26 protein-coding genes and 2 tRNA genes (1 of these 28 running past the window's edge) are annotated in these 26,643 nt (G+C 62.1%); 16 read left to right on the top strand and 12 right to left on the bottom strand.

The features are described 5' to 3' along the window. Positions 1-16: 16 nt before the first annotated feature. The 5 genes from QGV54_RS11285 to QGV54_RS11265 all read left to right on the top strand — a co-directional run bounded on the left by QGV54_RS11285 (position 17) and on the right by QGV54_RS11265 (position 4,503). Positions 17-1,537, top strand: a complete 1,521-nt coding sequence (locus QGV54_RS11285; RefSeq protein WP_281016739.1) for a mitofilin family membrane protein — start codon at positions 17-19, stop codon at positions 1,535-1,537. A 3-nt stretch (positions 1,538-1,540) separates the two neighbouring features. After that, positions 1,541-2,923, top strand: coding sequence for a heme biosynthesis HemY N-terminal domain-containing protein (locus QGV54_RS11280; RefSeq protein WP_281016740.1), 1,383 nt, complete (start codon positions 1,541-1,543; stop codon positions 2,921-2,923). 26 nt (positions 2,924-2,949) lie between these two features. After that, positions 2,950-3,357: a VOC family protein gene (locus QGV54_RS11275; protein ID WP_281016741.1), complete on the top strand. Its 408-nt coding sequence runs from the start codon at positions 2,950-2,952 to the stop codon at positions 3,355-3,357. Next, positions 3,357-4,325 carry a branched-chain amino acid ABC transporter permease gene (locus QGV54_RS11270; RefSeq protein ID WP_281016742.1) on the top strand — a complete coding sequence of 323 codons (969 nt, stop codon included), beginning with the start codon at positions 3,357-3,359 and terminating at the stop codon, positions 4,323-4,325. Before QGV54_RS11275 ends, QGV54_RS11270 begins: the two co-directional genes overlap by 1 nt. Positions 4,326-4,426: 101 nt before the next feature. Then, positions 4,427-4,503, top strand: a tRNA-Met gene (locus tag QGV54_RS11265). Positions 4,504-4,916: 413 nt separating this feature from the next. Here the strand turns inward: QGV54_RS11265 and QGV54_RS11260 are convergent. Next, positions 4,917-5,798 carry a TauD/TfdA family dioxygenase gene (locus QGV54_RS11260; protein ID WP_281019909.1) on the bottom strand — a complete coding sequence of 294 codons (882 nt, stop codon included), beginning with the start codon at positions 5,796-5,798 and terminating at the stop codon, positions 4,917-4,919. A gap of 76 nt (positions 5,799-5,874) precedes the next feature. Here QGV54_RS11260 and QGV54_RS11255 point away from each other — a divergent pair, with 76 nt between their 5' ends. Next, positions 5,875-6,201: a hypothetical protein gene (locus QGV54_RS11255; protein ID WP_281019908.1), complete on the top strand. Its 327-nt coding sequence runs from the start codon at positions 5,875-5,877 to the stop codon at positions 6,199-6,201. A gap of 56 nt (positions 6,202-6,257) precedes the next feature. On the opposite strand, the gene dctP is transcribed toward QGV54_RS11255, so the two are convergent. The 4 genes from dctP to QGV54_RS11235 all read right to left on the bottom strand — a co-directional run bounded on the left by dctP (position 6,258) and on the right by QGV54_RS11235 (position 10,081). Next, on the bottom strand, positions 6,258-7,301 hold the full coding sequence (gene dctP / locus QGV54_RS11250; RefSeq protein ID WP_281019907.1) for a TRAP transporter substrate-binding protein DctP: 1,044 nt from the start codon (positions 7,299-7,301) through the stop codon (positions 6,258-6,260). A gap of 80 nt (positions 7,302-7,381) precedes the next feature. Further along, on the bottom strand, positions 7,382-8,710 hold the full coding sequence (locus QGV54_RS11245) for a TRAP transporter large permease subunit (RefSeq protein WP_281019906.1): 1,329 nt from the start codon (positions 8,708-8,710) through the stop codon (positions 7,382-7,384). Continuing rightward, a complete protein-coding gene (locus QGV54_RS11240; RefSeq protein WP_281019905.1) occupies positions 8,703-9,200 on the bottom strand; it encodes a TRAP transporter small permease subunit in 498 nt (165 codons plus the stop codon). Before QGV54_RS11240 ends, QGV54_RS11245 begins: the two co-directional genes overlap by 8 nt. Then, positions 9,200-10,081: a TauD/TfdA family dioxygenase gene (locus QGV54_RS11235; RefSeq protein ID WP_281019904.1), complete on the bottom strand. Its 882-nt coding sequence runs from the start codon at positions 10,079-10,081 to the stop codon at positions 9,200-9,202. The genes QGV54_RS11240 and QGV54_RS11235 overlap by 1 nt, the downstream gene beginning before the upstream one ends. A 176-nt stretch (positions 10,082-10,257) precedes the next feature. On the opposite strand from QGV54_RS11235, the gene QGV54_RS11230 reads away from it, so the two are divergent. Next, complete coding sequence (locus QGV54_RS11230) at positions 10,258-11,037, top strand: aldolase/citrate lyase family protein (RefSeq protein ID WP_281019903.1); 780 nt, start codon at positions 10,258-10,260, stop codon at positions 11,035-11,037. 17 nt (positions 11,038-11,054) lie between these two features. After that, positions 11,055-11,849, top strand: coding sequence for a phytanoyl-CoA dioxygenase family protein (locus tag QGV54_RS11225; protein ID WP_281019902.1), 795 nt, complete (start codon positions 11,055-11,057; stop codon positions 11,847-11,849). 461 nt (positions 11,850-12,310) lie between these two features. Here the strand turns inward: QGV54_RS11225 and QGV54_RS11220 are convergent, their stop codons facing one another. Beyond that, positions 12,311-12,562 (bottom strand): hypothetical protein, encoded by a 252-nt coding sequence (locus tag QGV54_RS11220; protein ID WP_281019901.1) that lies wholly within the window; start codon positions 12,560-12,562, stop codon positions 12,311-12,313. A gap of 98 nt (positions 12,563-12,660) precedes the next feature. Here QGV54_RS11220 and QGV54_RS11215 point away from each other — a divergent pair. The 5 genes from QGV54_RS11215 to QGV54_RS11195 all read left to right on the top strand — a co-directional run bounded on the left by QGV54_RS11215 (position 12,661) and on the right by QGV54_RS11195 (position 17,444). Next, positions 12,661-13,799, top strand: a protein-coding gene (locus tag QGV54_RS11215) for an IS3 family transposase (RefSeq protein ID WP_281015974.1) whose coding sequence is annotated in 2 segments (ribosomal slippage) — positions 12,661-12,925 and positions 12,925-13,799 — 1,140 coding nt in all. Because the reading frame shifts where the segments join, the coding sequence is not laid out codon by codon here. Further along, positions 13,694-14,311, top strand: a complete 618-nt coding sequence (locus tag QGV54_RS11210) for a thioredoxin domain-containing protein (RefSeq protein ID WP_348638785.1) — start codon at positions 13,694-13,696, stop codon at positions 14,309-14,311. Before QGV54_RS11215 ends, QGV54_RS11210 begins: the two co-directional genes overlap by 106 nt. Before the next feature lie 212 nt (positions 14,312-14,523). Then, positions 14,524-15,732, top strand: coding sequence for an MFS transporter (locus tag QGV54_RS11205; protein ID WP_281016747.1), 1,209 nt, complete (start codon positions 14,524-14,526; stop codon positions 15,730-15,732). A 295-nt stretch (positions 15,733-16,027) separates the two neighbouring features. Then, positions 16,028-16,768 carry a class I SAM-dependent methyltransferase gene (locus QGV54_RS11200; RefSeq protein WP_281019871.1) on the top strand — a complete coding sequence of 247 codons (741 nt, stop codon included), beginning with the start codon at positions 16,028-16,030 and terminating at the stop codon, positions 16,766-16,768. Between the two features lie 61 nt (positions 16,769-16,829). Continuing rightward, on the top strand, positions 16,830-17,444 hold the full coding sequence (locus tag QGV54_RS11195) for a dimethylsulfonioproprionate lyase family protein (RefSeq protein ID WP_281016748.1): 615 nt from the start codon (positions 16,830-16,832) through the stop codon (positions 17,442-17,444). A 78-nt stretch (positions 17,445-17,522) separates the two neighbouring features. Here QGV54_RS11195 and QGV54_RS11190 read toward each other — a convergent pair whose 3' ends face one another. Beyond that, positions 17,523-18,203, bottom strand: a complete 681-nt coding sequence (locus QGV54_RS11190) for an OmpW family protein (RefSeq protein ID WP_281016749.1) — start codon at positions 18,201-18,203, stop codon at positions 17,523-17,525. 313 nt (positions 18,204-18,516) lie between these two features. On the opposite strand from QGV54_RS11190, the gene QGV54_RS11185 reads away from it, so the two are divergent. Then, positions 18,517-19,083, top strand: coding sequence for a hypothetical protein (locus QGV54_RS11185; protein WP_281016750.1), 567 nt, complete (start codon positions 18,517-18,519; stop codon positions 19,081-19,083). A gap of 197 nt (positions 19,084-19,280) precedes the next feature. Further along, positions 19,281-20,294 carry a hypothetical protein gene (locus QGV54_RS11180; RefSeq protein ID WP_281016751.1) on the top strand — a complete coding sequence of 338 codons (1,014 nt, stop codon included), beginning with the start codon at positions 19,281-19,283 and terminating at the stop codon, positions 20,292-20,294. A gap of 221 nt (positions 20,295-20,515) precedes the next feature. Here QGV54_RS11180 and QGV54_RS11175 read toward each other — a convergent pair whose 3' ends face one another. Beyond that, positions 20,516-21,844, bottom strand: coding sequence for a PLP-dependent aminotransferase family protein (locus QGV54_RS11175; protein WP_348638754.1), 1,329 nt, complete (start codon positions 21,842-21,844; stop codon positions 20,516-20,518). Between the two features lie 144 nt (positions 21,845-21,988). On the opposite strand from QGV54_RS11175, the gene QGV54_RS11170 reads away from it, so the two are divergent. Beyond that, on the top strand, positions 21,989-22,945 hold the full coding sequence (locus QGV54_RS11170; RefSeq protein ID WP_281016753.1) for a DMT family transporter: 957 nt from the start codon (positions 21,989-21,991) through the stop codon (positions 22,943-22,945). A 160-nt stretch (positions 22,946-23,105) separates the two neighbouring features. Here the strand turns inward: QGV54_RS11170 and QGV54_RS11165 are convergent. The 4 genes from QGV54_RS11165 to QGV54_RS11150 form a co-directional block, all read right to left on the bottom strand. Further along, positions 23,106-23,195, bottom strand: a tRNA-Ser gene (locus tag QGV54_RS11165). A gap of 71 nt (positions 23,196-23,266) precedes the next feature. Next, complete coding sequence (locus tag QGV54_RS11160; protein ID WP_281016754.1) at positions 23,267-24,394, bottom strand: NAD(P)/FAD-dependent oxidoreductase; 1,128 nt, start codon at positions 24,392-24,394, stop codon at positions 23,267-23,269. Continuing rightward, on the bottom strand, positions 24,381-25,769 hold the full coding sequence (locus tag QGV54_RS11155; protein ID WP_281016755.1) for an MFS transporter: 1,389 nt from the start codon (positions 25,767-25,769) through the stop codon (positions 24,381-24,383). The genes QGV54_RS11160 and QGV54_RS11155 overlap by 14 nt, the downstream gene beginning before the upstream one ends. Positions 25,770-25,884: 115 nt before the next feature. After that, positions 25,885-26,643, bottom strand: the 3' portion of a protein-coding gene (locus QGV54_RS11150) for a patatin-like phospholipase family protein (RefSeq protein ID WP_281016756.1). The gene runs 171 nt beyond the window's last position; 759 of the gene's 930 nt are visible here — the last part of the coding sequence; the start codon falls outside the window, past its right edge; it ends in the stop codon at positions 25,885-25,887.

Below are 26,643 nucleotides of genomic sequence, written 5' to 3'. Positions count from 1 at the left end.
GACGGGAATTCACTTCATGACCGACAAGGACGACAAGAAGCCGAAGCCCGAGGAGGCCGAGACGCAGGAGACGAAGCCCACCGACGCTGCCGGGACTCCCGAAGGGGACGCAGATGAGGCGGCGGCCGCGTCCACCAGCGAGAATGAGGTCGTGGAAGTCGTTGCCGCAGGTGGTGCAGTCCCTGTTACCGAGGTTGACGCCGACAAGGCAGTCGACGCCGACGCGGCTCAGGAGGGCGATGATCGCGCTGAAACCGCGACCGGGTCGGAAGCCGACACTGCCGACGTCGCGCCACCGCCGCCGCCGCCGCCCGCAGCCGCGCAGCCGCGCAAGCGGGCCGATGGCGGTGCGCGTTTTCTTGCCCTTGTCGCCATCCTGCTGGCGCTGGGTGTCGGGGCCACGACGATCCTGCCGCAGATCAGCGGCGGCGCGGCGGACCGGATCGCTGCCCTGAAGACGGAAGTTGCCAATCTGGCCGACCAGAACCGTGCGCTTGCTGCGCGGGTCGCTGACGCGCCCGCCGCCACGCCTGCCGAAGCGGTTGACCTGTCGGGCGTCGAGGGTCGGCTGGAAGCGCTGGAGGCCGCCCTGGCCGGATCCGCGACGATCGAGGACCGGCTTGCCGCACTTGAGGCCGGGCAGGGAGGTTCTGCCACCCCGGCAGCGATCTCCGAAGCCGATTTCGCAGCCCTGCGCGATGAGGTTGCCGCGCTGGCAGCGACGGTGGCCTCCTTCCGGACCGGAAGTGCGGGCAGCACGGTATCGGCACCGGTCGAGAGTAGCGGCAGCGCGGACACCGAAGCACTGGCGTCCGAGCTGGGCGACCTTGAGCAACGGCTGACTGCCATCGAGGACGGAGCAGGCGACGCCGGTACTGCAGCCCGCGACCTGCGCGCAAGTCTTGATGCGCTGCGCGACCGCATGGCGGCCCTGGCAAGCGAGACCGATGCGCTTTCATCGCGCATCGATGCCGTGGCCGAGGCTGCGGCATCGCAACGGGGCCAGGCTGATGCTGAGGCGGCGCAGAAGGCGGCGCTGGTGCTGGCGCTTGGTCGTCTGCGCGATGTTGCCGCCACCGGTGCCGCATTTCCCGGGGCCTGGAATTCGGTCGTCGAACTGGGGGTCGATCCGGCGGAGCATGCAGTGATTGCGGATGCCGCCCAGCATGGCGTGCCGACGGCGGATGCCCTGCGCCAGCGCTTCCCCGCCGCGGCGGATGCCGCGCTGACGGCGGAACGGATCGGCGGGGATGACACATGGTACGGTGCGGCGTTCCAGCGTCTGGGCAATCTGGTCAGTGTGCGCCGGGTTGGCGAGGTCGAGGGGACCGGCGTCGAAGCCATCGTGACCCGTGCCGAATATCGCCTGCAGGAGGGCAATCTGGAGGCTGCGCTTGCCGAACTGGATGGTCTGAGCGGACCACCGGCGGAAGCCGTTGCCTCCTGGCGCGTGGCTGCAGAGCAGCGGCTGAAACTGGAGCAGGCCATCCGGGCCCTGCAACAGGATGTCTTCCAGAACATGTCGCAGGGGAACTGACCGGTGATCCGCTTCATCATCCTGTTCGCCTTCGTCATTCTGGTGGCCGTTGGCGCGGCCTGGCTGGCTGATCATCCGGGCAGCATCGCGCTCGCCTGGGCCGGCTGGCGCATCGAGACCTCGATCCCTGTCCTGGTGTTGCTGCTGCTGGTGCTGATGGGCGCTTCGGCGCTGATCTATCGCCTGTGGCTCTGGCTGGTCGGCAGTCCGGGACGTATCGGCTCCGCCCTGCGCGGCAACCGCAAGGAAAAGGGCTACAAGGCCCTGACGGAGGGCATGGCCGCCATCGCGGCCGGAGAGGCGCAGGTGGCCTCCCGCGCTGCGGAACAGGCGGAGAAGCTGCTGAATGGCCCGCCGATGGCCCAGTTGCTTCGGGCGCAGGCTGCACAGCTCGCGGGCGACGACAAGACGGCGGAGAAATACTTCCGCGCCATGCTGGATACCAAGGAGACGGAGCTGGTGGCGCTGCGCGGCCTGCTGATCCAGGCGGGTCGTCTGGGTGACCACGAACAGGCCCTGGCGCTGGCCATGCGGGCACGCAATCTGCGTCCCGGCGCAGGCTGGGCCGTCCGGTCGCTGTTCGATCTCCAGGTCTCGGCCGAGGACTGGACTGCCGCCTCCCAGACCGTCGCAGGCGGGCAGCTGGCCGGTGTCTACACGCGGGAGAATGCGGGACACAAGCTGGCGGTGCTCTATACCGCCGATGCACTGGCCAAGGAGGCCGCCGGACAGCGTCGCGAAGCGCTGACGCACGCCACGGATGCCCTGAAACAGGATCCCGCGCATGTGCCTGCCGCAGTGCTGGAGGCGCGCCTGCTCGCCGCATCGGGCAAGGAGCGTAAGGCCAACCGGCACCTGACCTCAGCCTGGCAGCAGACCCGTCATCCTGCCATTGCCGAGGCGTTCCTGGCACTGAAGCCCGGGGAGAGTCCTGCGGCGCGGCTGGCGCGCTTCGAGACGCTGCACAAGTCGACGCCCGGGGATGAGGAAAGCCTGCTGGTGCTGGCGCGACTGGCGCTGGAGGCCGACGACCTGATGAAGGCCAACGAGGCAGCACAGCGCGCCAACGACAAGGCTGAAACGATCGATCAGCGCCATTGTCGCCTGATGGTCAGTCTGGCGGAGCGGTCCGGCGACGGTGCCGGGAAGGCGCGGGAATGGCTGATGCGCCTTGCGGACGCGCCCGCCGCGCCACACTGGCAGTGCGACAGTTGCGGCGAGACGCCTGCCGACTGGCACCCCCGCTGTCCCCGCTGCAACACCTTCGACAGCCTGAGCTGGCGCTCCGTGCAACCCTCTGCCGACACGGTCCTGCTGGTCGATGAGGTGAAGCAGGATGCCGACGGGGCACCGGAGGAAGTGCCCGTGGAAACCGTCGCCCGCTGAGCCGCGACCTGACCGGACGGAAATCCATGCATATCGACAGCCTTGACCATCTTGTCCTGACGGTGGCCTCCATCCCCGCGACTGTCCGCTTCTATACGGAGGCCCTGGGCATGCAGGTGGAAACCTTCGGACAGGGACGGACCGCCCTGCGTTTCGGCAACCAGAAGATCAACCTGCACGAGGCGGGCAGGGAGTTCGAGCCGAAGGCCGACCGCCCGACACCGGGATCGGGCGACCTCTGTTTCCTCACCACAGTCCCCCTGGCAGACGTCCTGGCACATCTGGAAGCACTTGGTGTTCCTGTGCTGGAGGGGCCGGTTCAGCGTACCGGGGCCAGCGCGCCGATCCTGTCCCTCTATCTCAGGGACCCGGACGGGAACCTGATCGAGGTGTCGAACATTCTCGATTCCGACCCGACAGTAGACCGGCGCTGATGGTTCGTGTCCAGACGGCCCTGGGGCTTCTGATCGCCCTCACGCTTCCGTTCGTGCTGGAGGACTATGACCTCTATCGCTTCACGGACGCGATTGTCTTCGCCATCGCCATTCTGGGGCTGAACCTGCTGACCGGGATCAGCGGGCAGTTCTCCATCGGTCACAGCGCGTTCTTCGCCATCGGTGCCTATACGGTGGCGATGCTGACCACCGAATGGGGCATGTCCCCCTATCTGGCACTGCCCTTCGGCGCGGTATCGGGTTTCGTCTTCGGCTTCCTGTTCGGCTGGCCGGCCCTGCGGTTCAGCACCGTGCATCTGGCGCTGGCCACCTGGGGACTCGCCCTGGTGGTGCCGCGTATCCTGAAGGCCCCGCCATTCGACCAGTTCACCGGCGGGGTGCAGGGCATCTATCTGGATCGTCCCGGGGCACCGTTCGGCCTGCCACTGTCCGATGACCAGTGGTGGTACCTGGTGTCGCTGCTGATCGTTGTGCTGTCGGCCTTCCTGATCGGCAATCTGATGCACGGCCGCATCGGGCGGGCGCTCAGGGCGCTGCGCGACCACCCGGATGCGGCGAAGACCATGGGGATCAATGTCGCCCTGTTCCGGACCACGGCCTTTGGCGTGTCGGGTGCCGCGGCGGGACTGGCCGGCGGGCTCGCCGGGCTGCTGGCGGATTTCGTGGCGCCGGATACCTACACGATCTTTCTGGGGATTGCCCTGCTGATCGGGGCAGTGGCGGGGGGCATCGATACCTTGCGGGGCGCGTTCGTCGGCGGCCTGATCGTCGAATTCCTCCCCGATGCGGCCGGGATCATCTCGAAGTCCATCTCCTTTCCGGTCTATGGGCTGCTGCTGATCGCGCTGGTGATGCTGATGCCGCATGGTGTCGTACCGGGCCTGGACCGGCTCTGGCAGCGCCTCTCCGGCGACCGCGGTCAACGCCCGCCACCACCGCTTTCATGAAGCTGTCATTTTTCCTGAGAGCAGGGGTTCACAAGCCGGGGCACAGGGGCTATATCACCGCTCCCGGCAACGCGGTTCCAACCGCTCGCCAGGCACCTTGACGCGGGGTGGAGCAGCCCGGTAGCTCGTCAGGCTCATAACCTGAAGGTCGCAGGTTCAAATCCTGCCCCCGCAACCACTTTTACCGAACGGGCCGTTCTCTCATCGAGGGCGGCCCGTTTGCTTTGTGGTTCCGGTGCATCGGTCAAGGCGGCCATCTCGACGATGTTGCCGACGCGGCCAGTGGACCAGCCGTCGCTTCGACCCGACCCGCTTGGGGGCACGAGAGTCTGGTCAACCAGCTCTCGCAGGATCTCTCCAGCAAGGGTTCACGCGAGACATGCGCGAGCTCAAGGCGATGCAGAGTTGGGGGAGCAGGGCACCCCGCCATCCACGATCACTTCAACCTCGACCGCTATCTCAGCCGCCGACCCGACTTCAAGCGGCGCTACGATGCAATGGTCGCGGACTGGCGACAGATCACGGCCTGAAACCTTGGCCCCTCAGCAATCGCCGCGTCCGGGTAGAATTGCTCCGACAATGCCCTCGAGGCTATCCCCACAGCTCTTTGTCCACTGGCTCAACGCCAGTTGTCCCTGCGACTGTGCATCGCCGCATCACGCGCCGATACTTGTCGATCTGATACCCGGTCAGTCGATGCAGGGTCGACCGGTTGTCCCACAGAAGCAGGTCTTTCCTCTGCCAGCGATGCCGGTACACATTGCCGATAGTGGTCAACCGCGTTTCCAGTTCACGAACTTGGTGTCGGCTGCTTGCAACGTCCTCCCCTTCCAGATGCGAGACGTGGCCGCCCAGAAAGACCGAATGTCGACCGTCGGGCAGGCGTCTCAGGACGGGATGCACGGTATCGGGCACCTTTGCCAGTTCCTCCGCGCTCAGTGGAGGAAGTCTTCCAGGGTTGGCCGAGCGACTGTAGGCATAGGAATGCACCGCGGCCCGACGCGACAGAGCCTCAAGTTCGGTCGGGTCGAGGGATTCGAACGCGGCGATCATGTTGGCGAATTCGGTATCACCACCCTCTGGTGGTACGTCCAGCGCGTACAGGATCGTGGCGAGACACGGAACGTGGCGGAAGCTGGAGTCGGTGTGCCAGCGAGATGTCCCGCGCAGAAACACAGCCTGTGGATCGTCATTGGGCGTCAATGATCCATCAGGACGGACATTGCTGAGATTGAATATCTCCGGGTGTGCGGGATGCCGCTTCTCGGGTTCTGGCAGTATCTCCAGTTCCCCGAACAGTCGGCAGAAGGCCACGAACTCGGCATCGGTCAGATCCTGACCGCGAAACAGCAGGACCTGCCAGTCCGACAGAGCCTTCTTCAGCGTCAGAGCAAGCGCTGCGTCTCCGCAGTTCCTGCAATCGAAATCGAAGACGCGTGCGCCAAACGATTCATGAAGCGGCTCGAAACGCACGGCTGTACCTCCAGTATTGTCATGCTCCGGTCCCCCGCATAGCGTGCGGTCAACAAACTGCAAAGGGCGAAAGCAAATGATTCTGCGTCAGGCGATATTCATTGGTTCTGTTGTCGAGGACCGACAAGCGGATTTTGACGCCCACGTTGTCTCCACTGTGCTGCCATTGCTGAGGCAACTGCCGGGAGTCACCTCTGCCGAAGCCCTGAGAACTCGCGAAGCCGAAGCCGGAGCCCCCGACATCTACCAGATATACCAGCTTCGTTTCCCTGACCTGACGGCGATGAAGATGATGCTGGATAGCCCGGAGAGAATGCAGGTGCATGACGCGATGGCGGTGATTCTGCCCTGGTTCGAGGGCAGCATCTTTCATCTCGTCTCGGAGACCAGCGAGAACGGTTAGCGCCTCATGGGACGTCCACCGGGCAGGCACACCTGCCCGGTGGACGTCTGGCGAGACTACTTCAAGTACTGGTCAGGGACGTCGTAACCGAGTGACTCGATGAACCGGAAATGATCCTTCAGCACGGCTGCGTATTCCGGTGCGTCTTCGGTATAGATCTCGGCAACGACCTTCATGCGGGCCTCTTCCAGCTTGCGCATGTCATCGGCAGACCATTCGATGATCTCGATACCAGCATCGCGGAGCTTCTGGAAGGTCACCTGCTCTTCGGCCTTCACCTTCATCCAGTAGGACATGCCAACCTCCGCAAGTGCGGCGTTGACAATGTTCTTGAGGTGGTCCGGAAGACTGTTCCATGCCTCAAGGTTGACGATCCAGTCGTAGGTAGCACCGCCGGAGTAACTGGGTGTGATGACGTACTTGGAGACTTCATGGAGTCCAAAGCCGTAGTTCACTGTCAGTGTGGTCCACTCGGCCGCGTCGACAACACCACGCTGCAGTCCCTGGTAGACATCGCCACCTGACATGGAGACCGGCGCCGCACCAAGAAGGGCGAAGCTGCGTGATGCCACGCCGCCGGAACGAATCTTCAGTCCTTTCAGATCCTCGACACTGCGGAGGGGCACATTCGACCAGATGTGTTCACCGGAAACCGGCGTCACGCCGAGATGGTACAGATTGTCATCTACAAGGGCGTCCCGATAGATCTTGGCACCACCCTGATCATACCACATCGCAGCCTGGAGCCGGTCGGCATTGACCGGCCATTCGTTTGCCGAACGGAACACCTTGTCCTTCGAAGCGTACAGTTGCATGTAGCTGTGCCACACCTCGAACACACCCCGGCCGACCGCCGTGCCTGCCTCAAGTTCGCCGGCAAGCACGCCGGAACCGAAAACCTTGATCTCAAGCTTGCCTTCGGACAGTTCGTTGACGCGATCCGCGAACGCCTTGGCCAGATCGTCATATTCGGAGGTGTTCGGGGCAGCGATCGTCTGCATCCGCCAGGTGATCTTGTCCTGCGCCTGAGCGGCAGCAGCTATAGACATCATGCCGCCGGCCACCAAGCCGCATAGTGCAGTCTTCATGAGCAGTTTCATCGGTTCTCCTCCCAGTTGATGCCACACTTGGGTGCGGCGTTTTCCGGACATTGGTTCAGTGTCCGGATCGCTGTCGGCTGCTAGGGCAACAAGGCCTCCGGCAACCATGTAATGATCTCGGGAAAGGCAATGCACAGCAACAATCCTAACGCCTGAAGTGCCACGAACGGTGGTACCGCCCTGTACAAATCGATGGTCAGAATGGACTTTGGCGCCACGGATTTCAGGATGAAGAGATTGTATCCGAATGGCGGTGTCAGATATGCCATCTCAAGGTTGATGATCACCAGTGCGCCAAACCAGATCGGATTGAAACCCATTGTCTCGACGATCGGCAGAAAGATCGGCACCGTCAGGAAGATGATGCCCACAGGATCCATGATCATGCCCAGCAGAAAGATGATCAGCATCATGGCGAAGATGACCTGCCACTTGCCGACGCCCGCGATCTCGATCAGATCCTTCACGAACTGGTCGCCACCCAGACCCGCATAGACTGAAACGAACAGAAGCGAACTGATCGCGATCCACATGACCATGGTGGAGGACAGCAGCGTCTGGCGACAGGCGTCCTTCAGTGCCTCCAGCGTCAGCCGCCGGTTGCCGGCGGCCACGAGCAGACTGCCAAACGCGCCGACGGCTGCCGACTCGGTCGGACTGGCGATCCCGGCAAAAAGCGATCCCAGCACACCAAGTACCAACAGCGTGGCAGGCAGCACGACCTTCAGGCTTACCAGCTTGTCCCGCAACGTGATCTGCCGCCGTTCCTCGATCGGAATGGGCGGGCCCAGGTCCTTGTTGATGCCGCACCTGATCGCGACATAGACGATGAACAGCCCCATCAGCAGAAGTCCGGGCGTGGCCCCGGCCAGAAACATCTTTCCGACCGAGAGGTTGGCCATGCTGGAGAAGATGATGGCCAGCAGACTGGGCGGTATGAGCTGCCCAAGCGCGCCGCCGGACAGGATGGTTCCGACCGCAATGTTCTTGTCGTAACCCCGTTTCAGCATCGCCGGCAGTGCGATCGTGCCCATGGTCACGACGCCGACGGCGCTGACACCGCTCATGGCAGCAATCAGGGCGCAGATGATGACCGTACCAATGGCGAGGCCACCACGCAGCGGTCCCATCCATTTGTACATGGCATCGTAGAAGTCATCCGCGATCCCGGATTTTGCAAGGACGTTCGCCATGAACAGGAAGAAGGGGACCGATATCAGCGTATAATTGAAGATCATGTCGGCGATCTTGCTGCCGACAAGGAATAGGCTGGCCGGTCCCCAGAAGAAGTAGGTTGCCACCAGACTGACCGTGCCGAGGGCAAAGGCCAGCGGCACTCCGAGAAAAATGGTGAGCAGCAGGCCGACGAACAACAGGAGCGTTATGTATTCGATCCCGAGTTCAGTCATGTTCCCGCATCTTTCCGAACTCACGGTACATCTGAGACAATCCCTGCAGGATCATGAGTATCGCAGCAAGCGGGATCATTGATATTACGGGGTAGATATAGGGACTCCAGACAGAGAAACGTTGTTCCTCGATTTCTATCGATTCCAGTGCCTTCTGGCCGCCATAGTAGAGAACAACGGCGCAATAGAAGAAGACAAAGAACAAGGCGAAAATCTTCATTGCCGAAACGGTGCGGGGACGGGCATACATGTAGGCGATTTCCACCCGCACATGGCCGTCTTCCCTGAGCGTGTAGCCGGCACCGAGAAGAAACATGAACCCGAACATGATCTGTGCCGACTCCAGCGCCCAGATTGTGGGTGCCGTGAATACGTAGCGCAGGATCACTTCCAGAAGGATCACCGCGATCATCGGCAGGGTCAGGAACGAGACTGTCACCCCGACAAAGCCATTGATCCGGTCAATGATGTGAGCAACCTGGTTGAGCATCATACGGCCTGACTTGCAGCGTAGCCGGATGCGCCGGGATACCCCTTCACGCTGATCCGGTGCATGATCCTCGTGTTGCTCTGATTGCTGGCCACATCCATCACCGCCGCTGCGTGCATGGTCACCATGGTGTCCCAGATGAACAGGTCATCGACCCTGTAGTGCTGGGTGATGGTGTATTTCGGTTGGGTACAATGGACCTTCAGTTCATCCAGCAGGGCCGTCGCTTCATCATTGGGCATTCCAACGATGCCGCGAGCGCTGGCAGCGACCGCATACAGGCATTTCTCGCCACTGACAGGATGGCGCTTGACCAGTTCGTGTTCGACTTCCGGTACCCGCGCCTTCTGCTCCGGCTTCAGCTTTCCTGCATCGTGTTCGGCACCTGCATCCCGGTTGCCATAACGGTGTCGGACGGTAAGCCCCTCCAGGAAACGTCGGCGGGACTCCGGCAGATCGCGAAACGCCGCGACCATGTCGCAGAGGTAGGTCTCGCCGCCCTGCACCGGCACCGACCTGGCGTAGAGCATCGTCGCGCTGGCGTGGTCAGGTTCGTATGAATTGTCAGTATGCCAGAAGGCTGCTCCGTTATGTCCGTTCGGCTTGCTCTCGTCCTCGACTATGTTTGTCAGAAGCAGGATCTCCGGATGACCTTCCAGGCGCAGATGCTCTAGTACATGGGGATGCGGTCTGCCGAAGATCATCGAGAACCGGACGAAATCATCGGGCTGGATCTTCTGATCTGGAAATCGGAGTGCACGGTGCCTGGGCAGGGCATCGCGCAATTCCCCAACCTCGGTGGGCGACAGGGGAACAGACAGATCGATGTCAGTAACCTCGGCACCGAACGCCTGTCCGGCGACCGCCTCAATCGTGGTCATGGCTCCCTCCCCTTGCAGAGCGGCGAAATCACACCACTCTGTAACAGGAGACATCGTAGCGGCTGGTTCGCCGACACAGCAAAGCAAAATTGAGAAGCTGCCATGCAGAGCGCTGCATTGACCCAACGGGACACTGCGGTGCAAATGAGTGCAACAGAAATGCAGGGGGGAGATCTATGCGGCACAATCCGGTGAAAGAACGACTTGCCAAGGGCGAAACAGTGTTCGGGACGATGATGTTCGAGTTCCTGAGTCCCGGACTGCCACAGATACTCGCCGAGTCGGGGGCAGACTTCGTGTTCTACGATCTTGAGCATTCGGGATTCTCGATTGGCGAGATGAAGACCCAGTTCGCTCTGTGCCGTGGCCTTGGCGTTGTGCCCTTCGCCCGTCCGCCCGGCAAGGACTATCAGTTCACAGCGCGGCTGCTGGATTCCGGCGCCTTCGGAATGCTGTACCAGATGGTTGAAAGTGCTGACGAAGCGCGAGAGCTCGTTCGCTGGAACAGGTATCCCCCGCATGGAATCCGCGGTGCAATCTTCGGCGGTGCCCATGATGATTACACGGCGGGGGACATGGCCGAGAAAGCCCGTCAGGCCGAGGAAAGAACGATGACGACCGTGCTGATCGAGACTGCGGCCGGACTTGAGAACGTGGAGGAAATCATGGCTGTGGAAGGCGTGGATGCCGCCCACCTTGGCCATGCGGACCTGTCATTGTCGCTGGGGATACCCGGACAGTTCGACCATCCGGACCTGCAGCGTGGCATAGATGCGATCGTCAACGCCGCCGAACGGAACGGCAAGACTGCGGCGACCCTCGCCCCAACGCCTGAATGGGGTTACGATTTCATGAAACGCGGTTACCGGATGATGTCGTACAGCTATGATATCGGCCTGTTTGCCAACAGCCTTTCGGCCGGCATCACGGACCTTCGGAACGCAGCAGAATCCTGATGAGGGAGAATTCGAAAATGCAATTGACCGATGCACAGATCGAGACTTTCCGCGACAAAGGCTGGATTGTCATTCCAAACGCTTTCGATGCCACCGAAGTTTCCGTGCTCAACGATGCGGTGAAGGCCGTGACCGAACATGACGGGCCGGAAGTCGCGCGCGAGCCGGATGGCGCGCCGCACGTGGTCTATGGCATGCATCTGCTTGATGACCGATTTGCGGCACTGGCCCGCCATCCGAACATTGTGGATACATCGGAAGCATTGCTCGACTCGAAGGTCTTCGTTCATCAGAGCCGGGTCAACGTCAAGCAGATCGATGGATCCATTGTGAAATGGCATCAGGACTTCGGCACATATCATCGGGTCGACGGACTGCCTGATCCCCGAGGCATCATGGTCGGCGTGTTTTTGAATGACGTGAACTCGTGCAATGCTCCTGTTCTCGGCATTCCGGGCTCGCACAGGCACGGCATCGTGTCCAGGGCGTTCCAGGATCCCACCTCCGAAGATTTTGAAACCGTATCGAAATACCGTTTCGACATTCCGCGGGAAACCATCGCCAGCCTGGTCGCTGAACATGGTCTGGAAGCAATCGAGGGGCCGGCGGGATCGCTTCTGCTGATGGACATGACGGTGGTGCATGGCTCTTCAGTCAATATCACACCGCTTCGTCGGGTTATTCTCTATCTGAATGTCAGCGCGGTCGATAACCGGGGAGAGACGTATGAGCGCCCGGAATATTATGCCGCCAGGGACTTCTCACCACTGGTCTCGGCGGGCGATGACTGCCTGAAATCCTTCGCAGCCTGACCATTCGCGCTGGGCAACACGGGGGAGCCGTCGCATGGACCTCGGCAAGGGCGATATCGTTGGCCGTATCCATGGCAAAGGTCACAAAGGTCGAAGAGCAAAGCCGCAAGGTCCGGTTACTTCAACCCGGGGCCGCAAGGAAGGCGCCTAGCTGATTAGTCCCACGGTGTGATGGAGTGATGCCATCGCAGGATAGCGTGATCGACGTGCAAGTAACGTCGGCTTCGTGCCCCCGCAACCACTTTTACCGAACGGGTCGTTCTCTCATCGAGGGCGGCCCGTTTGGTTTTTGCTTCCGGTGCATTGGCCAGGCGACCATCTCGACGATGTTGCCGAAGAGTTCAATGGACCAGCCATCGTTTCGATCCGAGCCGCATGGGACACGATGATGTGACCCCCGGCTTCCCGACAGCCGGGACCAGAGCCAGGCCGTTCTTGCTACGCTCCCCGAGTGGAAAGCCTCATTTCTTTTTCCGGCGCGTGGAATCATCGATCGGGCGCGGTTCCCGGTAATAGCTCGGCAGCGACCAGCCGAACACGATGGCCAGACCGCGTACGACGAAGGTGACCACAAAGGCGCAGATCGCTGCATCGAAGCGTTCGAGGGCAAGGGACGACAGAATGACATAGGTCGATCCCCCCAGCAGCGCGGCCAGCACGTAGATTTCGCGGCGCAGGATGATGGATTGCTCATTTCCGACGACATCGCGCACGATCCCGCCGAAAGAGGTGGCCCGACAAATCTGGACAGTTGAGTTAGGTGGATTTTCTGCTCCCAATCCGGCAGCGTTGCCGGGACGAAGGAGCGAAGATGACAAGACGACCCAGGCGGAACCACAGCCCTGCCTTCAAAGCGAAAGTCGCATTGGCGGCGCTGAAGGGCGACAGGACGATGAGCGAGCTGGCGACGCAGTTCGACCTGCATCCCAATCAGATCAAGCAGTGGAAGGATCAGCTGCTTGAGGGCGTAACGGGTGTCTTCGATGACACGCCAAAGGCCGCGAAAGAGCCGCAGATCGACGTAAAGTCCCTGCACGCGAAGATTGGCCAGCTGGCGCTGGAAAACGATTTTTTAGAGGGCGCGCTCGACAAGGCCGGTCTGTTGCCGAGCGCAAGGAAATGACGGGCCCGGACCACAGGCTGAGCCTGACACGGCAAGCCCGGCTTCTCGGGATCAGCCGGGGCAGCCTGTATTACGCGCCGCGCCCGACCAGTGCGGCGGACCTCAAGCTTATGCGCAGAATTGACGAGTTGCACATGGACTACCCGTTCGCGGGCAGCCGTATGATGAAAGGGTTGCTGCGGCAGGAAGGCTTCACGGCCGGGCGGCTGCACGTGGCAACCTGCATGAAAACGATGGGCATTGAGGCGCTCTATCGCAGACCGAACACCAGCAAGCCTGCGCCCGGTCACAGGATCTATCCCTACCTGCTGCGCAAGCTGGCCGTGACGCAGCCCAATCAGGTCTGGGCCATGGATATTACCTACATTCCCATGGCCCGAGGGTTCGTCTATCTGGTCGCCGTTCTGGACTGGTTCAGCCGCAAGGTTCTGGCCTGGCGGCTGTCGGTGACGCTGGAAACAGCGCCGTGTCTGGAGGCCTTGAATGATGCCCTGCGCAGATATGGCAAGCCGGAGATCATGAACTCGGACCAAGGATCACAGTTCACGTCCATTGACTTCATCAAGGCGCTGAAGGACGCCGACATCCAGATCAGCATGGATGGCAAGGGCGCTTGGCGCGATAACGTGTTTGTCGAACGGCTCTGGCGCAGCGTCAAATACGAGGAGGTCTATCTGCACGCCTATGAAAGCGTGTCAGCCGCCCGACAGGGCATCGACCGATACCTGGCCTTCTACAACACAAGGAGACCGCATTCATCGCTGGAAGGGCAAACGCCCGATCAGGCATATCACATCAAGTTGCAACCAATCCCGGTGGCGGCATAACCAAGCGGAAAATCCACCTAAGAAACGGCTCGAAACTGTTCAAACGAACCGAACCACCTCTCTGTTCCGATTGTCGCCGTTTTCACGAGGAAGTCTATCCGGCGCTGACGGAGGAGTGGGTTTTCTCCGGCAAGGTGCGGTTCGTCCTCCGCGAATATCCGCTGGACCGTTACGCCCTTCAGGCGTCCATGTTGGCGCGATGCAGCGGCGAGCAGAACTTCTTCGGCGTCGTCGATGTGTTGTTCGAGCGTCAGCCAAGCTGGTCCAAGATCGCTAACCCGACGGCGGCGTTGCGCCAGATCGGCATGCAGTTTGGTGTGTCCGGTCAGGCTTTCGATGCCTGCATGGCAGATGAGTCACTTGTCGACATGATTCTGTCTTCGCGGCTGGAGGGGCATCAACGCATGCGGGTTACCAGTACGCCGACTCTCTTTGTCAACGGCCAGATGGTTTCCAACCCCATGGACTATTCGGAGATCTCGGGTCGAATTCGCAGCGCATTGCAACGTTAGGGGCCATGACAGCAGTGAGTTTCGGCAGTTCACTGCTGTCTACCCTTGTCCCGCCGAGCAGGTAGACGAGGGGCCTGTGTCCCTTGGCAGGCCTGACTGTGCCGGGCTTGTCGAATGTCGGCTTCAGATTGACCTGACCGGGCGCGATCGATTTGCGGCGCACGGAGCGCTATATGTCGGAGACGTCCTGTGCGAAGGGGAGGAAAAGCACGATGACGGCGACCGGCGATGGGGCGACGACGCCGCGGATCCTGCCACTGCTGATGTTGTTGTTCGCAGTCGGTGACCTGTCGACCTCACTGCTGGTGCCGAGCCTCCCCGGAATTGCCCGCGAGTTCGGTACGCCCAATGTCACCGCCCAGCTTGCGATCTCCGGTTTCGCGGTGGCGTTCGGCCTCGGGCAGTTGCTGATGGGGCCGCTTTCCGACGCATTCGGCCGACGGCCGGTGCTGATCGGTGGGCTGATGCTGTTCGGCATCGGCTCGGTTCTGGCTGCGCTCGCCCCTGGTATCGGAGTGCTGATCGCCGGTCGCATCGTCCAGGGCGCCGGTGCCAGCGCCGGGTACGTGCTGGCCCGCGCGGTCGTGCGTGACATCGCGACCGATGACCGCCAGACCGCCCGGATGATGGCGCCGCTGTTCATTTCCAGCGGCACGATGATGATCTGCGGCCCGCTGATCGGCGAGGCGCTGATACCCCATGGCGGCTGGCAGGCCGCGATCCTCGCCGGGCTGCTGGTCGCCGGTTTTGCCTGCGCCTGGCTGGTCGCGAGCTTTCGCGAGACACTGACGGAGCGGACGACGGGTGGGCTGAACCCGATCCGCATGGCCCGAACCTATTCCGGCCTGTTCGTCCATGGGCGCTATTTCGCCTACCTCTTCACGCACTGCTGTGCCTATGGCGCGAGCTATACCTTCATCGCCAACGCGCCCTTCATTGACCTGGCGAACGGTCAGGCCGGGCCGCTTGGCCTTGGTATCAGCGTTGGCGTGGTGATGGCCGGCTTCCTGAGCGGATTGCTGATCGCCCGTCGGCTGGCTGGGTCGATCGGTGTGCCCCAGGGCGCGCACTATTTCGTCATTGCCTCGATTGTTCCGGTACTGGTGCAGGTCGCGCTCCATCAGGCGGGCATGCTGCACCAGTACGCCTACCTGGCGCTGGAGTTCCTGACCATCGCACTGCTTGGCGGCATGGCCCCGTTCACAGCCGCCGGCGTCGTGATCGAGGCGCCGGGCCGTGCCGGATCGGGCGCCGCACTGCTCGGCGCCTCCCAGATGCTCACTGTCGCCAGCGTCATCGTCGTCGTCGGTTTGCTGAACGACGGCACCATGCTGCCGCTGGCACTGATGCAGATCGCGTTGCTGGTCGCCGCGGTTATCGGCTTCCGACTGACCTACGGACCGATCCCGAAGGCAACATGACGCTTCCCACAGGACAACGCGCGAAATCGGATATGCGGATGATCCGCGCGGTGTTGGACATGATGACTACCGACCGCGCGGCTCGGTGCAGGTTCGCAAGGGTCGAGCCATTGCCGTGGTTTGCGAATAGCCCGTTCCGGATCCAGACTGAGACCGGCGAAGAACGATCTGGTGAAGCTGTTCAGCCAGGTTCTGACCGGGCGGTATCGGGTGGGAATGCTGGGCTTTCTGGTTTGGGGCCAAGCAGATTGGCGTATGGTCGCGGATGTGTCGGGAAGGATGAAACGTGGACGGAATGGAACTGCTTGCGGACCTTCACCGCAGCGCCAGGCGGCAGGGACCGGGTGGCGACGACGAAACGCGTCTCGCCATCAGGCTCTCGGGACTTGCCGGTATCAGGGACATCCGGATCGCGGATATCGGCTGTGGCTGCGGTGCCTCAGCCCTGATACTTGCCGGTGAGCTCGATGCCACAGTCACCGCAGTGGATTTCCTGCCGGTGTTTCTCGCCGAGCTTGAGACAGCCGCCAGGCGCGCGAATCTCGGTGATCGCATCAGGCCCCTGAACGTTTCCATGGAAGCGCTTCCCTTCGAGGATGGGCAGTTCGATGCGATCTGGTCAGAGGGTGCGGTCTACAGCATGGGGTTTGCCAACGGTGTGAGATCCTGGCGACGTTTCCTCAAGCCTGGCGGCATATTGGCCGTTTCCGAGTTGACCTGGCTCACGAGCGACAGGCCGACCGACCTGCAGGAACACTGGCAGCGGGAATATCCCGAGGTAGGCACTGCAGCCGAGAAGCTGGCTGTTCTCGAAGCCAGCGGCTACGCACCCGTCGGCTATTTCGTGCTGCCGGAGCATTGCTGGATGGACAATTACTACACGCCGATGCGCCGCAGGTTCCGGGCATTCCTTGACCGAAACGGCAATACGGCTGAGGCCGTTGCCTTGGTCGAGGCTGAGGAAATCGAGATATCCCTCTACGAGAAATTCTCCGATTACATCAGCTACGGCTTCTACATTGCCCGGCGCGCATAGATGCTGTGATACCAATGGCGCACGCTATCCGGCCAGTCGGCCCGCTACAGGAGAACAGTCAATGACCGAGCGATCCATGGAGCTTCAGGCATTCATCGACGCGGCTGCCATGGCCTTTGCCGGGCGGGCCGGGGAGGGGCGGTCGCAGGCATCGGTCTCGGAGTGCTTTGCCGCACTGGCGCGCCCGAGGGGCATGGCGTCAGGGGCAGGTGAGCGTCTGCCGACATGCGAAAGGTATCTCGACATGGCGACCGACCCGGATCGCCTTGACGACGAGGATCTCGTGCGGCTCGCCGTTGCGTTCCGGCGTATCGAACCGGCGCTCGTCTGGGGCAGGCGGTCGGTCAGGGGACTCAACGCCGAAGAGGGTTTCACCGACGGGCACGCGAACGCCATGGTCCTGGGTCCCAGCGGTATCGAACGACGAACCGACGTCTGGCTGGGTGTCTCGCTGGTCGCGCCGCACGTGCGTTACCCGGACCATGACCATCCGCCGGAGGAGACCTATCTGGTGATGACCTCAGGGGAGTTCATGCAGGAAGGAGGTCCCTGGTTCGAGCCGGGAACAGGTGGTTCCCTGTACAACCGACCGGGCAGCCTTCATGCCATGCGTGCGGGCTCTGAACCGCTCTTTGCCTTCTGGCTGCTGCAAAGCAGGGCACCGGATGTCGCATGATGCTTCAGCGGCATCCGGCTGATCGACGGATGCGGAATGCGTGGAGGGACATTGGCAGGTCCGTCCACGCACCGCTGATCAGAACAGGCTGAAACGGTAGCCGATGCCGACACCGACAATCACGGGATTGATGTCGAGTGTCGTCCTCTGCACGCCGATGTTGGCGGTGCGCAGGGTGACATCGGTGCTGATACGGACGTACTTCACATCGACATTGAGGAACAGGTTCTCTGCAATGCGATAGTCGAGGCCTGCCTGCACGGCCAGCCCGAAGGAATCCTCCGCTTCCACCTTTGTCGCGCCGACCGCGTTGATCAGCGCCCCGTCCGCATCCTCTCCGTAGAACATGGTGTAGTTCAGTCCCGCACCGAGATATGGCTGAAAATCGCCACCGGGATTGAAGTGATACTGCAGGGTCAGCGTTGGCGGCAGCAGCCAGGCGCTGGCGGCGTTGCCCAGGTTCGCGATGCCGCCCCGGCCCTCGATCTGATGCCGGGTCGTGGCCAGGATCAGTTCCGCCGCGATGTTGTCCGAGAAGAAGTAGGTGAAATCAAGCTCCGGCACGACCGCGTTGCCGGCACGCAGTTGCGAATTCCCAAGCGTCGGCTGAATGCCGTTCGATTCTGCGGTTGGCAGCACTGCGATGCCTCTGATGCGAACCCCCAGATCGCCAGCCTCCGCCTGCGCGGGACGCGCCATCAGCGAAGCGCCAACGAAAAGTGCGGTGACAGACAGGATTGCAGCTATTGCTCGTCTCATTGTCGCGGCTCCAGATATCGATTGCCTTGATTGGCTCAGATTTCATTCTGGTTCCGGGACGGCTCCGGGTTCTTGATGTGGGTCAAGTCGCCGGAATTTTTGACGATTTTCAGGAGATTCTTGCGCGCTGGGTGAGGCGTGGCCGGCGCGCTTGAATGTCTGCTGTCAGCGCAAATGTACCCGCATCGCCAGGATCGGCAACGAGACTGCCATCGTTCTGGATCCCGACCGGCTGGTGCAGGCGTGCTTCCACTCCGAGCTCGAATCTTGCTGATCCGGGGCAATCAAGGCATGCATTGGAGGGCACAGAACCATGTCGCTTGAGAAGGAACTCAGACCTTACATCGATGCACTGGTCGACCGGAAGCATCCGCTTGGCACGATCGAGTTGCGGGGCTTCGTCAACAAGCTTTCCAGTATCGCCGTCGACTACAGCAAGCGAGGCGGGAAGAGCAAGACCGACTCCGCACAGGCGGAACTTTCTGCGGATGACCGCTCGTATCTGGAGCGCCAGATCAATCTGAGTCTGGAGAAGCTTGCAAGTTCGGCCGATGCGATTCTGGAGGCTGTCGACAGTCTCTCCGACGCGGCGGGAGACAGGAAGAAGACGCAGGCTGCCAGCAGCAAGATCGTTCAGGCGTTTGATTTCCAAGACCTCGTTGGGCAGAGGCTGCTGGAGATGCGTCGCCGACTTTCGGAACCGGATCAGTGGCCGCCGTGCTGCCCCGGGGGCTTCCGGTCCAGGCCTGGACATGACGGTGGATCAGGAAATGGTCGACAAGCTGATGGCCGATTGATCCGGAGCCGAGGCCTGATCTGGTCCGATGGCCAGATGCTGGCCATTCAGAGGCCCAGGTGGCAAGGCCGCCAATCCCTCTGAAGTACGGACAGCATCTGCATCAGTGGATCCTGCTTTCAGAGGCATGCAATTTTCGGATTCCGTGAATTCATGAGGACTTTACGGCGGATATTTCAATAACCGGCGGATTTCCGTTCCGGGTATTGAGTATTGAAAGGGGAGCTACGGGGCCTCAGACAAGATTTGTCTGAAGATGATGTGCAGGTATCAGGCAGGCTTTGAATTCAAGCATCGTTAACCTGTCCGATGATACGAATATCACGTGGCAAGGCACAGGCTGCCGACACCAGCCTCAACATACCAAGCGGGATCTGGCCAGGACGATGGAAGTAACCAGTTTCGATTTCGAGCACCGAATTTTCACTCTCCCGGGCGCGTATATCTTCGGCACCGGGGCGGATCGCAAGCCCATGCTGCATGTGGAGATGGGTGAACTCCATGCGGCCCTGTCGATCGAGGGGCTGGTCAAGGAGTTCGGCATTGCGCCGGATTCGAAAGACTATGAGCTGATCGGCGTTGCCCAGGACGCGTTGAAGTTCGTTCAATACATCTCTCCGGGCGATTCGATCCCGACCGAGATTATCGACGGAACGGCGTCCTGGCCCATCGGACCGGAACACTTCGAGTCTGCCAAGAACCAGTTGATGCTGAAGCTGGCCTCCTGGGTGTCGGGAGAGAGTGTCACCAAGGCAGACAACGCCGCCATGACCAAGTTGCTTGACGACCCGGATGTTCAGAAGAACATCCAGAAGGGCTTCGAGCAGGCTGCGGAAGCCCTGAAGCTCGACAGCCGGGAAAAGGTCGTGGAGATGATCGAGCGTCTCGGTCGGGAGCTTTCATACATCCACGCGCTTCGTGAATATTATCACTGGGTTTTTCTGATCCGGCGGCATCTGAAAGCTGCCCAAGGGTTGCTGAAGGCCGACTCCCAGTCGCTGGAGAACGCCATTCGCGCGGATCTGCTGGCCGATAATGCGACGAAGGAATTCAGACGGAAGTTCGAGAATGTCGATGCACAGATCGACGATGTGGTTTCCGCCCTCAGCAACCTGCCGAATGTCATCGAATTCGTTCGTGTCGAGCGCGATGACCTGCACATGGGCACACTTGTCTGGTCGGAGATCGAGGAAGAGTGGAAAGCGCCGAAATTCGAGACCAGGGAAAGCGTACGGCGGGCGATTTCCGCTCTCTATACCTTCCTCGCGCAGAGGTTCCTGAAGACCGATTGGTAGGAAACGGGGCTCCAGGACCGGGCCCCATTGCTGCACGTACTTCATCGAACGCCAGAGACATGCGTTCGATGAAGATCTGTCGAGGATGCGGCCACGTCCGTACACCCCCTGCCGGCTGATCGTGGGCTCTCCGTGCACCTGTTCCCTGCGACGGCTTCGAGCTCATTCAGACACATTCCGCGGGGCGCGACGGATGGCCGATTTCGCGGTCTGGCTGTTGGTCAGATCACCATCGACGACCAGGTCGGCTTCTGCCGCAGCACACCCGCGACAATTTCGAGGCCGCGTTGCAGCCGCTCTTCACTTGCCTCGTGGCTGACGCAGAGACGGATGGCTTCTGGCGCATCACCCGCGTTGACGGCGAAGCTGCGGCCCTCGCTGATCCGAACGCCTAGGCGGGCGCATTCCGCGCAGAACACATCGGCACGCCAGCCGTCGGGGAGGGGCACCCAGGTATGGAAACCCTCCGAGACCTCCGGGATCGCCTCCGCGCCCAGTACGCTGCGCGCCAGTTGCTGGCGATGCGCGGCGGTTCGTCTCTGCTGGCCGGTCAACCTCTCCGCGGTGCCATCCTTGATCAACCGGCTGGCAACTTCGAGGGTCATCGGCGGCGTCATCCAGACGCTCAGATTGACCGACTGATGAAGGGCAGGGACGAACTTCTTCGGTGCCTTCAGAAAGCCCACCCGCAGTCCGGGCGCGACCGTCTTGGACAGGCTGGTCACGTAGATTGCCGTCTCAGGCGCAACCTGTGCCAGCGGCGCGGGCTTCTCGCGCTTGAGTGGTCCGAACACATCGTCCTCGATCAGGACCACGCCATGGCGCGCGGCGATCTCCGCGATCCTCATCCGTCGCGCCCTGGACAACGTGATCGTCTTGGGAGCCTGCAGGGTCGGCGTCAGATAGAAGGCTTTGGGGTTTGCCTTGCGGCACCAGGCCTCGAAAGCCTCCGGCACCACACCTTCGCCGTCCATCGCGACACCTCCGGTCTGCAGGTTGAGACGGGCTGCCATTGTGAGCACCGGCGTGTAGGTCAGCGACTCCGTCAGCAGCAGATCGCCCGGCTGCAAGAGCGCCATGAGGATGCACAGGATCCCGTGCTGCCCGCCGATGACCGGAACGATGCAATCGAGGTCCGATTCAAGGCCGCAACGCGCGAGCCATATCTGACCCGCCTCCAGGTGGTGCAGGAGGTCTGCATCCGTCTGGTAGTCCAGGAGGGATCGCAAGTGCACAGTGTCGGCAATCCCGGACATCACGCGGCGGACGTGCTGCTCTGACACCCCCGGCATCGGCAGGTTGCGCGACAGGTCAATCGGCCCGCTCTCTGCCCGGCGAAGGGTTTCGGGTTCCGCCTGCGCCGGATCGGGGGCGATCGACCGCACAAAGGTCCCCCGACCCACCTCACCCTTCAGCAGCGCCCGCTTTACCGCCTCCGCGTAGGCCCGGCTGGTCGTGTTCGGGGATATGCCGAGTTGATAGGCCAGTTCACGATGCGGTGGCAGGCGTGTCCCTGCGGGCAGGCGTCCCGTCGCAATATCCTCCGCCATCGCCTCGACGATCCGGAGATATTTCGGGCCATCACGCCCCGACAGATCGGGAATCCAAATTGCCATCAGATCAATCTTTCTATTGCACTGATAAATGTGTGATTGCAGTGACTGTGGGTGTCAATGCAATCATGGACTCCAGTCATGGCACTTTTCTCTCCGTCAGTCGGGAAAGGCATCGTCCTCTCCCTGGTCAGCCTCATGCTGCTCGGAGTCATGCCGATTATCTCCAACCTGCGCCCGTCCGATATCGGGGCGCTCGGCTTCGCCTTTGCGCTCTCTGTCTGGCAGGTGGTGTTCGCTGCGCCGGTGTTCGGATGGGAACTGCGAAGGGGCGGCAGGGGGATTTTCGGCATTGATCTGTCCCGCCGGCAACGTGACCGGATGATACGCGTCGCGCTCTTCACCGGCATGCTTTTCGGCCTCTCGACCTATCTGTACGTTCTGGGGGTCGAAAAGGCCGGTGCGGCGAATGCAGCCATTGCGATCCAGGCCTACCCGCTGTTCGCGATCCTTTGGGAGTCCCTGTTCCTGAAACGGCGCAAGACCGCAGTCGAACTGGCCCTGACAGTTGTTCTGATCGGCGCACTCTACTGCCTCGGCACCGGCGGCACTTTCCTGATGTCGAGCCTGTCGCCCTGGTTCCTCGTGTCTCTCGGGGTGCCCCTGCTGTGGAGTATCGCCCATGTCATCATCAAGGAGGAGCTCAGCAAAACGCCCATAACGCCGGTGCAGGTCACGTTCTTCCGGGTGGCGGTCTCGACGCTGTTTCTGGCGGTCGTTCTGGCCGTGGCTGTCCCGTCAGGGTTCGCTTCAGGCATAGGCGCCATTTTCCATGCAATGTCGGCCCTCATGGGGCTGGTCTACTTCCTGGAACTGCTCGTCTGGTTCTACGCTGTCCGCCATATCGATGTGTCATTGGCCAGTTCGATCACCACACCCTGGCCTGCCTTCACGATGGTCCTTGCCGTCCCGTTCCTCGGCGATGCCATCGCACCTCACCAGGTCGTCGCCCTGGCAGTCGTGGTCGCCTGCATCTATGGCCTTACGCTCGCGAGTCTGAGAAAAGGCAGGCTCCGGCACACCGCACCGGAAGCCTAGACGATGGTGGCCCCGCTGAACCCCTGCCCATCCACTGGACAGGGCTGAGAGTCACCAGGGCTGGATGCGTGGAGAACCGACGCACGTCGGCGTGACCGCCCGCATGGGCACCCCGTCGGAGCGGGTGAACACGGCGCGTTGAGCGTGAGACAGAAAATCGTGGCGGACAGGGTGGGATTCGAACCCACGAAGGGGGTTAACCCTTGGCGGTTTTCAAGACCGCTGCCTTCAACCACTCGGCCACCTGTCCCGCGCCGGGCGGCTTTAGCAGAGTGGTGTGAATGCTGTCCAGCGTGCATGCGCCGGACTCTGGCATCGGGGTCAGCCGGTGCCGGAGCCTGCCTTGCTGCCGACGATCCGGGCCAGCGCGAGGGAGGCGGTGAGGCCGGGAGACTCGATCCCGAACAGGTTGATCAGTCCCGGACAGCCGTGGTCGTCGGGGCCTTCGATGCGGAAATCGGCAGCCTCTTCGCCCGGGGCAGTGAGCTTCGGACGCGCCCCCGAGTAGCCGGGCAGCAGCGCGCCGTCGGGCAGGTCGGGCCAGTAGCTGCGGACGGCGGCGTAGAATTTTTCCGCGCGCGCGGGATCCACGGTGTAGTCGATCCGGCTCGGGTTCCGCGTTTCCAGCCACTCGACGTCAGGGCCGAAACGGGCGCCGCCGCCGATGTCGATGGTGACATGAACGCCCAGACCCCCGGGTTCGGGCACCGGATAGATCAGGCGGTTGAACGGCGCACGACCGGCGAGCACGTAGTAGTTGCCCTTGGCGAACCATGTTTGCGGCCGCGCGCTCGCCGGCAGCCGGTCGATGTCTTGCACCAGGCCGGGGGCATCCAGTCCGCTGGCATTGACCAGGGTGCGACAGCGCATCTCGAACGGGGCCGCGCCACCGGTGCGGATGCCCGGCCCGTCGTCCGAAACGGTGATCTGTTCGACCGGCGTGTCGAAGGCGATCATCGCCCCATGTGTCTCGGCGTCGCCCTGCAGCGCCAGCATATAGCCATGGCTGTCGATGATGCCGGTGGAGGGGGACAGCAGGGCCTTCACGCCGGTCACGGCAGGCTCCAGCTCTGCCAGTTCGGCCCGCCCGACCGCGCGCAGGTCGGGCACCCCATTGGCGACGGCCTTCTGGCGAATGCCCTCCAGCGTGGCGATCTGGCTCTCGCTGGTGGCGACGATGACCTTGCCGCAACGCCGGTGCGCAACGCCGTGGCTCTCGCAGAACGCATACAGCAACTGCTTGCCCTGGACGCAGGTCAGGGCCTTCAGGCTGTCCTTCGGATAGTAGATCCCGGCGTGAATGACCTCCGAATTCCGTGAACTGGTGATCGAGCCGATCAGCGATTCCCGCTCCAGCACGATGACCTCGCGCCCGGCCATCGCCAGTTCACGTGCAATGGCGAGACCGACGACGCCCGCGCCGATGACAACGGCATCAGCGGTTTCCATTGGTGTCTCCGCCTTGTCCGGCAACGGGTTCTTCTGAAGGGGCTTCAGGCTCCGGGGCGGATTCCGTCTCCGGTGTCCCGTCCTGTTGTCCATTGTCGGGAGGTGTCTCGCCGTTCTCATCCTGCTCCACGGTCAGTTGCACCGCGTAGGATGTGCCGCGTACCGGCATGGCCACGAAATCGACATGCTGCTTCGCCGTCGGGGCGGGCTTGCGCAGCATGCGGAACAGGGTCAGCAGGCCGATGATGCAGTGGATCGCGGCCAGGGTGATGAAGAAGCCGTCGGGGCCGGTCAGGTCGATGGCAAGGGCCGCCAGGTTCGGGCCCAGGATGGCGCCCGTACCGTTCAGAAAGATCAGGCCGCTGGAGGCGGCGACCATCTTCTTCAGGGGCACCCGGTCGTTCACATGGGCATTGAACAGCGAATACATCGGGATGGAGAAGCCGCCGAAGATGGCCATGGCAATGAACAGCGGCCAGACACTGCGCGATTCAATCATGGCTGGCGGCTGCACGGTCACCGGTTCCGGCAACAGGATCGCGACGATCGCCGCCAGCATGGCCGCGAATGTCACGACGGTAATGACCAGCCGACGGTTCACCAGGTCGGAGATCCGTCCGATCGGCCATTGAAACAGCATGCCGCCCAGGAAGATGACGGCGATGAAAGTCGATATCTCCGTGACGGAGAGGCCGATGCGCTGCGCATAGATCGCCGCGAAACCGAAGATCGCACCATTGGTGACGCCGTTCAGCGTCATGCCGACGGAGCCGAGCGGGGAGAGGCGGTAGAGCTCCCTGAAACTGAGCGTCTCCGGGGCGGTGAAGTCCGGGGCGCGGGATGCGGCAAGGCAGACCGGCAGCAGTGCCAGCGAGACCAGGACCGCGACGATCATGAACAGGTTGGCCCCGCTCGGGTCCGACGCACCCAGCAGATACTGGCCGGCCGACAGGGCGCCGAGCTGGACGACCATGTAGGTTGCGAGCAGGCGCCCCCGGTTCTGGTTGTCGCTCAGATCGTTGATCCAGCTTTCGGCCACGATATAGAGACCGGCATAGCTCAGGCCGGTGAGCAGGCGCATGGCGAACCAGATCCAGGGATCGATGAAGATCGAATGCACCAGAACGGCGGCGGAGGCGAGGGAGGCCAGCGCGGCAAAGACGCGGATGTGCCCGACCTTCGCCACGACCTTCGGGGCGAACAGCGATCCGGCCAGAAATCCGACGAAGTAACCGGACATGACCAGGCCGAGTACCTGATTGTCAAAGCCTTCGAGGGAACCGCGCAGGCCCAGCAGTGACCCCTGCAGGCCGTTGCCGAGCATCATGAGGGCGATCCCGAGGAACAGCGCCGAGACAGAGAAGATGGCAGCCATGGATCACCTGTAGGTACGGGCCGGTTTCCGAGCGCGGACCCTACGCGAATTTGTCGGCAATCGAAAGTGATGTGCCGACATTCACGACCGCGCCGACGACACGCGGTAACAGGCTTCAGGCCAGAATGGCATAGGCGTCCGCAAGCGCGGGCAGGGCGCGTTCGACGGCGGCCCGGCCTTCCTCGATCGCCTCTTCCGCGCGATCGAATTCCAGCAGGCCGATGTGACCCAGCCTTGGCGCGATATCGATGTCGGCCGGGTCGCCTGCCATGCGGGAGCGGTTGAGCCGGTCCTGCACGATATTGAGGGTGCCGAGCAGAACACTGAAGATGCTGGGCGCATTCTCCGCACGTCCGAACATCTGGCGCATCATCAGTGCAGAGGGGCTGAGCATCTCGTCGGGGTTGGCGCGGATGCGGGACAGCAGTTCATCGAACTGCAGGTTCTCGTCGATCATCTCCGTCGCCAGATTGCTTGTGCCGAAGGTGTCGCTGTTCAGGTTCACGGCAATGACCAGGCGCGCACCCATGGCCCGGCAGACCGAGACCGGAACGGGGTTGACCATGGCGCCATCCACCAGCCAGCGCCCGTTCACGTTCACCGGCGGAAAGACGCCGGGCAGGGCATAGGATGCGGTGATCGCATCGACCAGACTGCCTTTTTGCAGCCAGATCTCGTGGCCGGTGGCGAGTTCCGTCGTGACCGAGGCAAAGCGGCAGGGCAGATCCTCGATCATGATGCCGGCGCATTGTTCCTGCAGCGTCCGACGCAGCCGGTTGCCGCCCAGGATGCCGCCACGGCCGAGGCCAAGGTCCAGATACCGCAACATGCGGCCCCGGGTCATCTTCCTGGCCCAGTCCTCCAGAACGTCGAG

Origin of the sequence: Minwuia sp. IMCC3060, assembly GCF_029909435.1 — a bacterium.
Classification (GTDB): Bacteria; Pseudomonadota; Alphaproteobacteria; order Minwuiales; family Minwuiaceae; genus Minwuia.
Note: the sequence above shows the minus strand (reverse complement) of the source record. Positions and strands in the feature narration are given on the sequence as shown.

Excerpts from the sequence above, each read along its gene's own strand:
- QGV54_RS11285 (WP_281016739.1), top strand. The coding sequence starts at position 17 with ATGACCGACAAGGACGACAAGAAGCCGAAGCCCGAGGAGGCCGAGACG.
- QGV54_RS11275 (WP_281016741.1), top strand. The coding sequence starts at position 2,950 with ATGCATATCGACAGCCTTGACCATCTTGTCCTGACGGTGGCCTCCATC.
- QGV54_RS11270 (WP_281016742.1), top strand. The coding sequence starts at position 3,357 with ATGGTTCGTGTCCAGACGGCCCTGGGGCTTCTGATCGCCCTCACGCTT.
- QGV54_RS11255 (WP_281019908.1), top strand. The coding sequence starts at position 5,875 with ATGATTCTGCGTCAGGCGATATTCATTGGTTCTGTTGTCGAGGACCGA.
- dctP (WP_281019907.1), bottom strand. The coding sequence starts at position 7,301 with ATGAAACTGCTCATGAAGACTGCACTATGCGGCTTGGTGGCCGGCGGC.
- QGV54_RS11245 (WP_281019906.1), bottom strand. The coding sequence starts at position 8,710 with ATGACTGAACTCGGGATCGAATACATAACGCTCCTGTTGTTCGTCGGC.
- QGV54_RS11240 (WP_281019905.1), bottom strand. The coding sequence starts at position 9,200 with ATGCTCAACCAGGTTGCTCACATCATTGACCGGATCAATGGCTTTGTC.
- QGV54_RS11235 (WP_281019904.1), bottom strand. The coding sequence starts at position 10,081 with ATGACCACGATTGAGGCGGTCGCCGGACAGGCGTTCGGTGCCGAGGTT.
- QGV54_RS11230 (WP_281019903.1), top strand. The coding sequence starts at position 10,258 with ATGCGGCACAATCCGGTGAAAGAACGACTTGCCAAGGGCGAAACAGTG.
- QGV54_RS11225 (WP_281019902.1), top strand. The coding sequence starts at position 11,055 with ATGCAATTGACCGATGCACAGATCGAGACTTTCCGCGACAAAGGCTGG.
- QGV54_RS11205 (WP_281016747.1), top strand. The coding sequence starts at position 14,524 with ATGACGGCGACCGGCGATGGGGCGACGACGCCGCGGATCCTGCCACTG.
- QGV54_RS11200 (WP_281019871.1), top strand. The coding sequence starts at position 16,028 with ATGGAACTGCTTGCGGACCTTCACCGCAGCGCCAGGCGGCAGGGACCG.
- QGV54_RS11195 (WP_281016748.1), top strand. The coding sequence starts at position 16,830 with ATGACCGAGCGATCCATGGAGCTTCAGGCATTCATCGACGCGGCTGCC.
- QGV54_RS11190 (WP_281016749.1), bottom strand. The coding sequence starts at position 18,203 with ATGAGACGAGCAATAGCTGCAATCCTGTCTGTCACCGCACTTTTCGTT.
- QGV54_RS11185 (WP_281016750.1), top strand. The coding sequence starts at position 18,517 with ATGTCGCTTGAGAAGGAACTCAGACCTTACATCGATGCACTGGTCGAC.
- QGV54_RS11175 (WP_348638754.1), bottom strand. The coding sequence starts at position 21,844 with ATGGCGGAGGATATTGCGACGGGACGCCTGCCCGCAGGGACACGCCTG.
- QGV54_RS11170 (WP_281016753.1), top strand. The coding sequence starts at position 21,989 with ATGGCACTTTTCTCTCCGTCAGTCGGGAAAGGCATCGTCCTCTCCCTG.
- QGV54_RS11160 (WP_281016754.1), bottom strand. The coding sequence starts at position 24,394 with ATGGAAACCGCTGATGCCGTTGTCATCGGCGCGGGCGTCGTCGGTCTC.
- QGV54_RS11155 (WP_281016755.1), bottom strand. The coding sequence starts at position 25,769 with ATGGCTGCCATCTTCTCTGTCTCGGCGCTGTTCCTCGGGATCGCCCTC.